Genomic DNA, 12,824 nt, shown 5'->3' with positions numbered 1-12,824 from the left:
GTCACCCCCGGACGCGGTCCCGGAAGGCGTCCCGGGCCTCGGTGGCCCTGGCGATCAGCGGGCCGAAGGGTGCCGGGTCGGTGTCGGGGGCGCGGGACAGGAGGGTCAGCCGGAGGGTGAGGTCGGCCAGGTCCTCCCAGTCGTGGTCGCGTGCCAGCCCCTCGGAGAGCATCGACTCGGCTCGCGGCCCGTCGCCCAGGGCGCAGGCGACCAGCACCTCCTCGAACGAGGCGGTGGCGTCGGTGCTCTCCTCCACCCGCGTGGTGATCGGCTGAAGGAGACGGGACAGTTCCTCGGCCACGCTCAGCTCCCGCGACCGGCCCAGCAGGAGGGACGACTGCGCCCTGATGAGCCGGAGGGTGTGTCTCAAGGCCGCCTCCGGATCACCGACGTGCCGCGCGCGTTCCCACCGGTCGCTCACGCCGGCGACGTACCAGCGCGTCGTCACCGTCTCCGCGTCGTCCGACTGCCCCGCGGTGTCCCCGAGGCCGTCCAGCAGGTGCCGGGCCTCGTCGTGGCGTCCGCACCACAGCAGCACCTCGGCGCTCCTGCGGGTCGCCCAGTCGGGCTCCTCCCCCCGTTCCACGCACTGCCCGAGGTCGGCGAGCGCCTGCGGAAGGCGCCCGCAGGCGATGTACGTCCTCGCCCGGGCGGCGTACGGACCCGACGTGTCCGGGCGGAGCGCGATCGCCCGGTCCAGGTCCCGTAGCGCCGCCGCGTACTGTCCGCGCCGCAGGCGCACCACGCCCCTGTTCGCCAGCGTGGCCGCGTCGTCCGGATCGCGGTCCAGCACCCGGTCGAGTTCGGCGACCGCGTCGTCGTCAGCGCTCAGGGCGCGCAGCACCGCTGCCTTCTCCGCGGCCCAGCGGTCGGGTTCGCGTTCCCGTGCGAGGTCGTAGTCCTCCAGCGCTTCCTGATAGCGGCCGGCGTACTGGTGGGCCAGAGCCCGTTGGCCCAGCGCCCAGGTGCCCGACCCGTCGGCGGCCACCGCGCAGTCCAGATCCGCGAACTTCCCCTCCTGGTCGCCCAGTTCGCCCAGGAGGGCGGCCCGGTGGACCATGGCCCAGGCGTACCTCGGGTTCAGTTCGATCGCGCGGTCGAAGGCCGTGCGGGCCTCCTCGTGACGGCCCAGGCGTGCCAGCGCGTAGCCGAGGCTCCCGTGGGCGGAGGCATGGGCGGGATCGAGCCGGCAGGCCCGCCCGAGTTCCTCGACGGCCTCCTCGTTCCTGCCCGCCAGCCGGTAGGCGTCACCCCGCTCGGAGGCGATCCACGCGCTGTCCGGAGCGATCCGCACGGCCCGGTCGAGGTCGGCGAAGGCCTCGTCGTGGCGGTCCCGGTCCAGATGCAGCTCCGCCCGGTGGACCAGGGCCCACAGATACTCCGGATCGTTCTCCAGCGCCCGGTCGAAGTCGGCGAGTGCCCCTTCGTCGTCGCCGAGGCGGTGTCTGCTCTGCCCCCGGCTCGCCAGGGCCGGTCCGTGCGCGGGATCCAGTTCGAGCACGCGGTCGAAGGTGGCCACCGCCTCCTCGTAGCGGGCCATGGCGTGCAGGATGTCCCCGCGTACGCCGAGGGTATGGGCGGTTCCGGGACGCAGCGCGTCGGCACGGTCGACATCGGCCAGGGCGGCCGCGTACTCGCCGCGTCTGCGGTGCGTGATGCCCCGCCCCTGGTACGCGTCCGCCGACTCCGGGTCCAGCGCGACGGCCCGGTCGTACTCGGCGAGGGCACGCTCGTACTCCCCCGCCCAGCGCAGTTCGCGCCCCCGTACGCCGTGCGCCCTGGCCCGTACCGGCGGGTCGAGGTCGGCCCGGGTCAGCAGCAGCGCCAGGGCGGGCAGCACCCCGTCCGGCTCCTCGGCGAGGGCCACGAGGAGGTCGCGTCCCCACGCGCCCACCGCTTCCGTCTCCGTCTGTTCCCCGGCGTCCGCCAGGGCTTGGGCGCAGCCCCGCGCCGCCCCCTCGTCGGCGTCGCACGCGTCGACGACGTCCCGCAGCGCCTGCGCCAGGGCGGTCTGCGGGCGGGCGCACAGCAGGTGGTACAGCTCTTCGATCCTCAGTTCGCGCCAGGACTCGTCGAGCCACAGGCCGGCCGGGTCCAGCCCCTCCCCGGCCGTGGCCCGGCGCTCGCCGAACGCCTCGGCCAGTCGCGCGTGCCGCTCGGTCCAGCGCTTCGGCGTCCGGGCGCGCTGGAGCCGGAGCATGGCGGTCCGCACGACGCCGTGGAACTCCGCCCGGCCGGCGCGCTCACTCACGAACGGCAGCCCGCACAGCCACTCGTAGAGTTCCTGGGTCTCCTCCCCGTCCGCCACCGCCCCGAGCAGGTCCTCGTCCAGCCAGCGCGGCAGCGCGCACGCGAGCGCCGTCGCCCGCCGTGCCGGGTCCCGCTCCCACTTCAGGAAACGCTCCACGGCCGTGGCGGAGGGGTCGCCGACCGTGCCCGCACCGCCGCCCGGGTTCTGGGCCAACGTCGACACGAGCACCGGGAGCCCGCCGGACAGCCGCAGCACCTCCCGTACGACGTTCTCGTCCACGACCTGCCGCGCCGCGAGCAGTTGGCGGGACTCGGACTCCGTGAAGGGGCGCAGGGCCAGCTCGGTGACGAAGCCCGCGTAGTCGCCCCAGCGGGCCGGGGCGGGGCCGTGCTGGCCCGCGAGGGTGAGGATCACGTTCGCGGGGAGGGCGCCGTAGCGGTCCGTCGTGACGAGGTCCAGGAGCCAGGCGTCGAGGAAGGGCGAGGTCCGTTCGTAGGTGTCGAAGAAGAGGGCGATCCAGGGGACGTCGGCGGCCACCCGGTCCAGTTCCGCGACGAAGACCGGGGTGAGGGCCTTCAGGGGCTCCAGCACGAGCTGTACGTCGTCGTGGTTGCGGAACCGTGCGCTCAGCGCGGCCCGCAGCCGGTCCGTCCGGTGGGCGACCTGGGCCGGGTCGACGGCACCGGCGAAGGCCCCCACGACCGGGACCATGCCCAGCCCGATGAGCCCGGCCTGAGTGGCCGCCAGGCTGCCCGCGGAGGGCGCGGCGGGTGCGCCGGCGTCGGGCCCCGCGTCCAGCGCGGCCGACGCCGTCTCCGCCTCGTGCCGGCGCTGGCGGTAGGTGCCGAGGAGCCTGTCCAGCGCCTTCAGCTCGGCGCCCTGCCGGGCGAACTGCGCGCTGATGGCCGCCATCGCCTCCGGCACGCTGTTGACCGTCTCGTCGGTGCGGGCGGTGAGCGCCTTGTGCCGGGTCGCCACGGCCTCCAGCTCGCGGACGAGTGAGGACTTGCCGACCCCGGCCGGGCCGTGGACGTGGAAGACGAACGTGTGCCGTTCGTCCTCGGGCGCGGTGTCGAAGTTCCCTCGGAACAGGTCGAGTTCCCTGCGGCGCCCCACGAACCCGGCACGCTTCCGGCGCGCGATCAGCTCCTGCATCGTCGGCCGCGTCGGCCTCATCGGTCCCACCCCCCGTGCCCGGTCTCCCCGAAGGTACCCGGGCGGGCGGTCGCCCTCACCTTCCGGTCGGCCGGGGGCGGGAACCGACGGCGCGTCAGTCCAGCACCGGCAGCAACTCCGGCAGATGGCCGTCCGAGGCCTCGGCCGCCCTGCGGCGTTCCTCCGGGACGGCCCCGTACAGCGTGGTGCGGGGGCGGGCGGGGCGGCCCGCCGCGTCCGCGACCGCGATCAGGTCCTTGACCGACTTGTACGAGCCGTAGGAGGAGCCCGCCATGCGGGAGATGGTCTCCTCCATCAGGGTGCCGCCCAGGTCGTTGGCGCCCGAGCGGAGCATCTCCGCCGCGCCCTCCGTGCCCAGCTTCACCCAGCTGGTCTGGATGTTGGGGATGTGGGGGTGGAGCAGCAGGCGTGCCATGGCGGTGACGGCGCGGTTGTCGCGGGTCGTCGGGCCGGGGCGGGAGATGCCCGCCAGGTACACGGGCGCGTTGGTGTGGATGAAGGGGAGGGTCACGAACTCCGTGAAGCCACCCGTCTGTTGCTGGATGCGGGCCAGGGTGCGGAGGTGGCCCAGCCAGTGCCGGGGCTGGTCGACGTGGCCGTACATCATCGTCGAGGAGGAGCGGATGCCCACTTCGTGGGCGGTCGTCACCACCTCGATCCAGGTCGCCGTCGGCAGTTTGCCCTTGGTCAGGACCCAGCGGACCTCGTCGTCCAGGATCTCCGCCGCCGTGCCGGGGATGGAGTCGAGGCCCGCCTCCTTCGCGGCCGTCAGCCACTCGCGGATCGACATCCCGGTGCGGGTCGCGCCGTTCACCACCTCCATCGGGGAGAAGGCGTGGACGTGCATGCCGGGGACGCGGGACTTCACGGCCTTCGCGATGTCGAAGTAGGCCGTGCCCGGCAGGTCGGGGTGGATGCCGCCCTGCATGCACACCTCGACCGCGCCGAGGTCCCAGGCCTGCTGGGCGCGGTCGGCGACCTGGTCCAGGGAGAGCGTGTACGCGTCGGCGTCGGTGCGGCGCTGTGCGAAGGCGCAGAAGCGGCAGCCGGTGTAGCAGACGTTGGTGAAGTTGATGTTGCGGGTGACGATGTACGTGACGTCGTCTCCGACGGCCGACCTGCGGACGTCGTCCGCGATCCGGGTGAGCGCGTCGAGCGCCGGACCGTCCGCGTGCAGCAGGGCGAGCGCCTCGGCGTCCGTCAGTTTCGTCGGGTCGTCGGCCGCCGTCGCCAGCGCCGTCCGTACGTCCGTGTCGATGCGCTCGGGGACCATCCCGGGCGCCGCCGCCTCGCGCAGGGCGCCCCAGTCGCCGTAGACGGAGTCGAAGTCCTCACGGCGGTCGCCGGTGCGGCCCTCGGTGTCGATGGCGGTGTGCAGATCCGTGCGTCCGGCGGCGACGAAGACCTCGTCGGGCTCCTGCCACGGGTGGCCCTCGACGACGGCGTCCGGCAGCGCGAGCCCGGTCTCGGGGTCGGCCAGCGCCCGGACGTGCGGCAGCAGGCGCGGGTCGAGCCACGGTTCGCCGCGCGTCACGAACTCCGGGTAGACGCAGAGGCGTTCGCGCAGTTCGAAGCCGGCCGCCCGGGAGCGTTCGGTGAGTTCCTCGATCTGCGGCCAGGGGCGCTCGGGGTTCACATGGTCGATGGTGAGCGGCGACACCCCGCCCCAGTCGTCGATCCCGGCGCCGATCAGCCGCTCGTACTCGCTGTCCACCAGGTTCGGCGGCGCCTGGATGCAGCCGGAGGGGCCCATGATGAGCCGGGCGACGGCCACCGTGGCGACCAGCTCGTCCAGCTCCGCGTCCGGCATGCCGCGCATCGCGGTGTCCGGCTTGGCGCGGAAGTTCTGGATGATCAGTTCCTGGATGCCGTGGTAGGCGCGGGAGACCTTCCGGAGGGCGAAGAGGGACTCCGCCCGCTCCTCGTACGTCTCGCCGATGCCGATGAGCACGCCGGAGGTGAAGGGGACGGAGGAGCGGCCCGCGTCCTCCAGCACGCGCAGCCGGACGGCCGGTTCCTTGTCCGGGGAGCCGTGGTGCGGGCCGCCGGGCTCGGACCACAGCCGGGTCGCGGTCGTCTCCAGCATCATGCCCATCGAGGGGGCGACGGGCTTGAGCCGCTGGAAGTCCGTCCAGCTCATCACACCCGGGTTGAGGTGCGGGAGCAGGCCCGTCTCCTCCAGGATGCGGATGGAGATGGCGCGGACGTAGGCGATCGTGTCGTCGTAGCCGTGCGCGTCGAGCCACTCGCGCGCCTCCGGCCAGCGGTCCTCCGGCTTGTCGCCGAGCGTGATCAGCGCTTCCTTGCAGCCGAGCGCGGCCCCCTTGCGGGCCACGTCCAGCACCTCGTCCGGCGACATGAACATGCCGTGGCCGGCCCGGCGGAGCTTGCCCGGGACGGTGACGAAGGTGCAGTAGTGGCACTTGTCCCGGCAGAGCCGGGTGAGCGGGATGAAGACGCTCTTGGAGTACGTGATGACACCGGGCCGCCCGGCCTCGGCCAGCCCCGCGTCCCGCACCCGTGCCGCCGACGCGGCGAGGTCCTCCAGGTCGGCGCCGCGCGCCTGGAGCAGCACCGCCGCCTCGCTCACGTCGAGCGCCACGCCGTCGCGGGCGCGTTTGAGCGCGCGCCGCATCGAGTTCCCGGTGGGAGCGGTGGAGCCGGTGGAGCTGGTGGAGTCGGTGGGTCCGTTTCCAGAGGTCGCGGAAGTCGTCATCCGTCGAGCATACGAGCGACCGGATCGGCCCAGACAGGCACGGCGGGCCGGATGGACCGGGATTCGTTACACGGTGTAATCGGCAGCGTGATCGGCGGCGCGGTGACTCGGTGGCGGGCGACCGCCAGACAGCCCGCCACCCGCGACATTCGGCCGCCGCCGACATCCGGCATCGGCGCCGCATACCCGCCGTGAATTACCGCCACCCATTACCGCCGCCCCTTACCTCCCTGTAATACCAGCGGGTAGTTTTGCGGCTCATTTGCGGGACCAGTGAACAGTTTGTGCGCGCGGCCGAATTCGGCTGTCCGACAACGGAGTTACTCGTGCCACGGACGATTGCGAACTTTCCTTTTCTCGCAACCTCCGGTCAAATACGTTCACTTGAACCATCACGCGTGTCACAGGCCCCGGGCGTCACGGGACAGGACCGTCCGCCCGCCCGCACGGCCGACCGCGTACAGGAAGGACCCCCCACCAAGTGACCAGCAACCGCTGGACGTTCAGGGCCGCAGCGACCGGTGTGGCCCTCGCCACCGCCGCGGCGACGTTCACGCTTTCCACCGTCACCGGCACGCAGGCCGCCGAAGCCCACGGCCCCACCCACCGCACCCGTACCCACACCGCGCACCAGCACGAGCACGACCTCGGAAGCCCGCTCAGCAGGACACAGGCCGCCCAGCGCGAGGAGGCGCTGAATCAGGTCATATCCGGCGACGCCACGGTCAAGGACCGCGACGGCTCCCAGGTCGTGCGGCTGAAGAGCAAGAACGGCGACCCCAAGTACGTCGAGCTGGGGCGCGAGAAGACCGACCGGATCTTCACGATCCTGGTCGAGTTCGGCGACCGCATGGACGACACCTACGGCGGAACGCCCGGCCCCCTGCACAATCGGATAGCCGAGCCGGACCGAGAGAAGGACAACACCACGGCGTGGCGGGCCGACTACAACCGCGAGCACTACGAGCAGCTGCTCTTCGGCACGGGCAAGAAGACCGAGTCGATGAAGAAGTACTACGAGAAGCAGTCCTCGGGCCGCTACTCGATCGAGGGCGGGGTCTCGGACTGGGTCAAGGTCCCCTACAACGAGGCCCGTTACGGCTCGAACAAGTGCCAGCCCGACACCTGCGCCTGGCAGGTCGTCGCGGACGGCGTCACCGCCTGGGTCGAGCAGCAGAAGGCGGCCGGACGCACGGACGCCGAGATCAAGACGGACCTGGCGGGCTTCGACACCTGGGACCGCGGCGACTTCGACGGCGACGGCGACTTCAACGAGCCCGACGGCTACATCGACCACTTCCAGATCGTGCACGCCGGTGAGGGCGAGGAGGCCGGCGGGGGAACGCAGGGCGAGGACGCCATCTGGTCCCACCGCTGGTACGCGTTCGGCGACGACTGGGACAAGACCGGTCCCGAGGGCAACAAGCGCGGTGGCGCCCCGATCGGCGACACCGGCATCTGGGTCGGCGACTACACGGTCATGCCGGAGAACGGCGGCCTCGGTGTCTTCGCTCACGAGTACGGCCACGACCTCGGTCTGCCGGACCACTACGACACCACCAACAAGGGCAGCAACTCCACCGGCTCCTGGACCCTCATGTCGGGCGGCTCCTGGCTCGGGCAGAGCACGACCGAGATCGGTGACCTGCCCGGGGACATGACCGCCTGGGACAAGCTGCAGCTCGGCTGGCTGAACTACGACACGGCCAAGGCCGCAACGAAGTCCACGCACAAGCTGGGCATCGCCGAGTACAACACGAAGGACAAGCAGGCCCTCGTGGTCGAGCTGCCCAAGAAGCAGGTGAAGGTCGAGGTCGTGCAGCCCTCGGAGGGTTCGCTGCAGTGGTGGAGCGGCAGCGCCAACAGCCTGTCGAACACGCTGACCCGTTCCGTGGACCTCACCGGAAAGACCTCCGCGGCGCTCACGCTCGACGGCTGGTGGGACATCGAGAAGGGATTCGACTACCTCTACACCGAGGTCTCCACGGACGGCGGCGCCACCTGGACCGCGATCGACGGCACCGCCGACGACCTGCCGATCGGCCGTGACGGTGGCGGCAGGCCGGCCCTGGACGGCACGACGGACGGCTTCAGGAAGCTGTCGTACTCCCTGGACGGCTACGCGGGTCGGAAGATCGATCTGCGCTTCCGTTACCAGACCGACCAGTACGTGGCCCAGAAGGGTTTCGTGGCCGACCTGATCACCTTCACGGCCGACGGCTCGCCCCTCTTCTCGGACAAGGCCGAGACCGCTGACCCCGCCTGGACGGCAGCCGGCTTCTCCCGCTTCGGCGGCTCCTACACCACCGAGCACGAGCAGTACTACGTCGCTGAGAACCGTCAGTACGTGTCGTACGACAAGGCCCTCAAGCTCGCGATCAACTCCACGGGTCCGAGCTGGGTGGAGCGCTACCCCTACCAGAACGGCCTGCTGATCTGGAAGTGGGACACTTCGCAGCAGGACAACAACACCAGCCAGCACCCCGGTGTCGGCCTGCTGCTGCCGGTGGACGCCCATCCGAAGCCCCTGAAGTGGTCCGACGGCGTGCTGGCCGGCAACGACCACCAGACGCACGACTCGACGTTCACCCTGGGCCGCACGGACGCGTTCACGCTCCACTGGGGCCAGGAGGTCACGCTGAAGGTCACGTCGAAGAAGGGTGTTTCGGTGTTCAACGACCGTACGCACACCTACTACGACGAAGAGAACCCCACGGGCGGAGTCAAGATCACCAACACCAACACCAGGATCCAGATCGTCAAGGAGGCCAAGGACGGCTCCACGGTCACGATCCGGGTGGGTCCGGCGAAGTAGTCGGTAGTCGCCTCGGCCGCGTCCTCCCGCGAGGACGCGGCCGCTTCGGCTCTCAGGCGCCGCCGCCCAGGAACCCCGCGTACTCGTCCAGCAGCCCCAGGACCTCCGCCTCCCCCGCCGGCGGCAGCTGCACCACGGCCTCCTCGATCCCCAGCTCCGCGTAGTACGCCAGCTTCCCCGCGCTCGGCTGCACCGCGTACGGCACGACCTGCAACCCGGCGGGATCACGCCCCGCGTCGGCCCACACCTGCCGCAGCACCGGCAGCGCCTCCCCGAGCCCCCGCCCCCCGATGGGCAGCCAGCCGTCCGCGTACTCGGCGATGTGCGTGAACAGCTTCGGCCCCGCCGCCCCGCCGATCAGCGTGCGCGGCCCCACCACCGGCCCGCGCGCCTTCTGCACCGGCTTCGGGTACGCGTAGCTCGCCCGTACGCTCCCGAACTCCCCCTCGTACGCCGTCGGCTCCTCCGCCCACAGCGCCCGCATCAGCGCCATCCGGTCCCGCACCAGCTCCCGGCGGGTGCGCCACTCGACCCCGTGGTCGGCGGCCTCCTCGACGTTCCAGCCGTAGCCGAGGCCGAGGGTGAGACGGCCGCCGGAGAGGTGGTCGACGGTCGCGATCTGCTTCGCGAGGTCGATCGGGTCGTGCTGGGCGACCAGGGTGATCCCGGTGCCGAGCCCGAGCCGCTCGGTGACGGCGGCGGCCTGGCCGAGCGCGACGAAGGGGTCGAGGGTGCGGCCGTACTCGCGCGGCAGGTCGCCGCCGGCCGGGTACGGGGTCGTCCGCTCGACGGGGATGTGCGTGTGCTCGGGGAGGTAGAGCCCCGCGAAACCGCGTTGCTCCAGCTCACGGGCGAGCCGGGTCGGAGTGATCGTCTCGTCGGTGAGAAAGATCGTCACGGAGATGCGCATGTGTCATCTCTAGCGGCTATGGACAGGGATGTCCATACCGACCGGTCGGCACTCAGGGGAGCCGGCCGGTCGGCACGCATCAGTGCTCACCGGTGCTCACCGGCACTGCGGGCGGTGGGCTGCGCAGGGAGCAGCTGAACGGGGCCCAGCGGAGGCGGTGGGTCGGCTCTGGGGGGGAGGGGGAGGGGATCGGTCGGAACTCAGGAGTGCTCACCCTTGCCTGCTGGTGCTGCGGGGCGTCGGCGGGGGTGCGGCCGCGCGTAGGGCGCGTTGTGCGGCGGTGCTCGTGCCGGGCATGGGGCCGAGGCGGTGGACGAGGATCCATCGGCCGTCGTCGTACGCGGCGGCCACGACGGACGAGCCGCGGGTGGAGCCGTCGTGCCAGCGCAGCGAGCGGGCCCGTCGCCAGGACGGGGCCGGGTCGCCGAACCGGCGTTCCACGAGCAGGGCCACCAGGAGGTCCGCCAGCGTCCGGCAACCGGACCACAGGCCGCCGGCCGGCAGAATCGCCCCGGTCAGGGTCCACAGGGGGCGAGGCCGGCCGAACAGATCGCGCGGCACGAGCCGTCGCCCTTCCGGCGGGCTCGCCGCCATCGCCCCCGCGCCCAGCCCGAGCGGCGACAGGACGTGCGTGTCCACCAGTTGCTGGTACGAGCGGCCGGTGACGGTGGTGAGCGCGAGCCCGAGCACGGCATAGCCGAGGTTGGAGTACTCCTCCCGGCCCGGCCGTCCCGCCGTCGCCCGGTCCAGGTCGCGCAGCGACTCCCGCAGCACCGCCTCCGTGAAACCGGCGTACGGGTCGTCGGGCGGGCCCGTGGGCAGGCCGGTGAGTCCGGCGGGCATCCGGGGCAGGCCCGAGGTGTGTTCGGCGAGGTGCCGCAGGGTGATGCCGGTCCCCCTCGGCACCTCGTCGAGGCACTCCTCCAGCGGGGTGTCGAAGCCCAGGTCCCCCTCCACCGCCAGCCGGGCCAGGACGGTGCCCGTGAGCACCTTGGTGAGGGAGCCGATCTCCACGAACCGGTCCGCGTCATGGCCGTGCGCGACCCGGTCGGTGACACCGGCTCCGCCCAGCACACAGATCGGTGTCCACACGCGCGCTCCCCCGTTCTCTCACCCTGTCGCTCGCCCGCGCTGTCGCGTATCGAAAACTGGCGATTCCTTTCCCTTGCCCCGCAGTTCACCACCACATACGAAGGTGGCGGACACCACGCACCACCCCCGCACCACTCCACGCACCACCCACGCCATGTCACTCACGACCGACCTGGGGAGCAGCAGCATGTGCGACGACCACCACGGTGACGGGAACGGACTGGGAAGGCGCGCGCTGTTCGTGACGTCGGCGGCGGCCGCGCTTACGTTGGGAAGCGTGACCTTTGGGACGAGCGGCGCCGAGGCCGCGGACGGCGAGCAGGAGACCAGGACGATCAGGGGAACCCTCCCCACCGGCTCCCCCGACTTCGTGTATCTGCCGGTCGAAGTACCCTCCGGAGTAAGGGAGTTCAGGGTCTCCTACAGCTACGAGAGAACGACCGTCCCGGCCGGCACGATGGGCAACGCCCTCGACATCGGCGTCTTCGACGAGCGCGGCACCGAACTGGGCGGCAAGGGCTTCCGCGGCTGGTCGGGCGGCGCCCGCACCGAGTTCTTCATCCGGACCGACGAGGCGACCCCGGGCTACCTCCCGGGCCCCGTGCGCCCCGGGACCTGGCACATCGCGCTGGGCCCGTACACGGTGGCACCGGACGGGCTGCCGTACGAGATCACGATCACCCTGACGTACGGCAGGCCCGCCGCGGCGGTGCGGCCGGTGTACCCGCCGGAGCGGGCCAAGGGGCGGGGCCGGGCCTGGTACCGGGGCGACTGCCATCTGCACTCCTGGTACTCCGACGGCCGCCGCACGCCCGCCGAGCTGGCGGCGCTCGCGCGAGCCGCGGGACTGGACTTCATCAACAGCTCGGAGCACAACACCCAGTCCGCGCACGCCCATTGGGCCGAGCACGCGGGTGACGACCTGCTGATCATGCTGGGCGAGGAGGTCACCACGCGCAACGGGCACGTGGTGGCGCTCGGCGTGGACCCGGGCACGTTCGTCGACTGGCGCTACCGGGCGCGGGACAACCGGTTCGGCAAGTACGCGCGGCAGATCCGCCGCGCCGGGGGTCTGGTCGTCCCGGCCCACCCGCACGCCACCTGCATCGGCTGCAACTGGAAGTTCGGCTTCGGCGAGGCGGACGCGGTGGAGGTGTGGAACGGGGCGTACTCGCCGGAGGACGAGGTGGCGCTGGCCGACTGGGACGGCATGCTCGTCGCGGCGGTGCGCGAGGGCCGTCAGGACTGGATCCCGGCGATGGGCAACAGCGACGCCCACCGCGATCCCGACCCCGTCGGCCGCCCTCAGACGGTCGTCCTGGCCGAGGAGTTGAGCCGGGAGGCGATCCAGGAGGGGCTGCGGGCGGGCCGCTCGTACGTCGCCGAGTCCAAGGACGTGTCCGTGTCGTTCACGGCGTCCGGGCCGCGCGGCGAACACGCGGGCATCGGCGAGCGGTTGAAGGTGGACGGCGACACCCCGGTCACCGTCCGTCTGGAGGCGACGGGCTCCGCCGGCTGCACCATCCGCTTCGTCACCGACCAGGGCGTCCTGTTCACCTCGCCCGCGATCCCGGAGTCCGGCACGGGCGCGGCCCAGTGGCGTACGACGGCCTCGTACGCGGCGTACGTGCGCGCCGAGGTCCGCCGGCCGCCGATCGTCCCGGGGTTCCCGGGCCCGCTGGCGGCCTTCACCAACCCGATCTTCCTGGGGCGGCGGTAGCAGTCACCTGCAAGGTGCGGGACCCACAGCGGGACCCACAGTGGGACCGACAGGAAGACCGACAGGGGGAACCCGCGTACGAAACAACTGTGTTGAGCCTTATGTTTGGCTCGACACAACACGTGCGTCCGTCCGTGCGACGGC

Annotated in this window: 6 protein-coding genes; 2 read left to right on the top strand and 4 right to left on the bottom strand. The window is 71.9% G+C overall.

Going from position 1 to position 12,824, the window contains the following annotated elements:
- Position 1: 1 nt before the first annotated feature.
- On the bottom strand, positions 2-3,427 hold the full coding sequence (locus ACZ9QC_RS24055; protein ID WP_472915011.1) for a tetratricopeptide repeat protein: 3,426 nt from the start codon (positions 3,425-3,427) through the stop codon (positions 2-4).
- 94 nt (positions 3,428-3,521) lie between these two features.
- Entirely contained in the window at positions 3,522-6,143 is a 2,622-nt protein-coding gene (locus tag ACZ9QC_RS24050; RefSeq protein ID WP_472915010.1) for a bifunctional FO biosynthesis protein CofGH, read from the bottom strand.
- A gap of 481 nt (positions 6,144-6,624) precedes the next feature.
- On the opposite strand from ACZ9QC_RS24050, the gene ACZ9QC_RS24045 reads away from it, so the two are divergent.
- Positions 6,625-8,958 (top strand): immune inhibitor A domain-containing protein, encoded by a 2,334-nt coding sequence (locus ACZ9QC_RS24045; RefSeq protein ID WP_472915009.1) that lies wholly within the window; start codon positions 6,625-6,627, stop codon positions 8,956-8,958.
- A 52-nt stretch (positions 8,959-9,010) separates the two neighbouring features.
- On the opposite strand, the gene ACZ9QC_RS24040 is transcribed toward ACZ9QC_RS24045, so the two are convergent.
- The gene (locus ACZ9QC_RS24040; RefSeq protein ID WP_472915008.1) at positions 9,011-9,868 is read right to left on the bottom strand and encodes an LLM class F420-dependent oxidoreductase; all 858 of its coding nucleotides are present in this window, start codon (positions 9,866-9,868) and stop codon (positions 9,011-9,013) included.
- Between the two features lie 210 nt (positions 9,869-10,078).
- Positions 10,079-10,960 carry a serine hydrolase domain-containing protein gene (locus ACZ9QC_RS24035; RefSeq protein WP_472915007.1) on the bottom strand — a complete coding sequence of 294 codons (882 nt, stop codon included), beginning with the start codon at positions 10,958-10,960 and terminating at the stop codon, positions 10,079-10,081.
- 187 nt (positions 10,961-11,147) lie between these two features.
- Between ACZ9QC_RS24035 and ACZ9QC_RS24030 the strand changes: the two genes are divergently transcribed.
- Positions 11,148-12,680 carry a CehA/McbA family metallohydrolase gene (locus ACZ9QC_RS24030; RefSeq protein ID WP_472921786.1) on the top strand — a complete coding sequence of 511 codons (1,533 nt, stop codon included), beginning with the start codon at positions 11,148-11,150 and terminating at the stop codon, positions 12,678-12,680.
- Positions 12,681-12,824: the final 144 nt, after the last annotated feature.

It is taken from the genome of Streptomyces sp. HUAS MS02, assembly GCF_055702265.1.
This window is presented reverse-complemented; position numbering and strand designations above follow the sequence as displayed.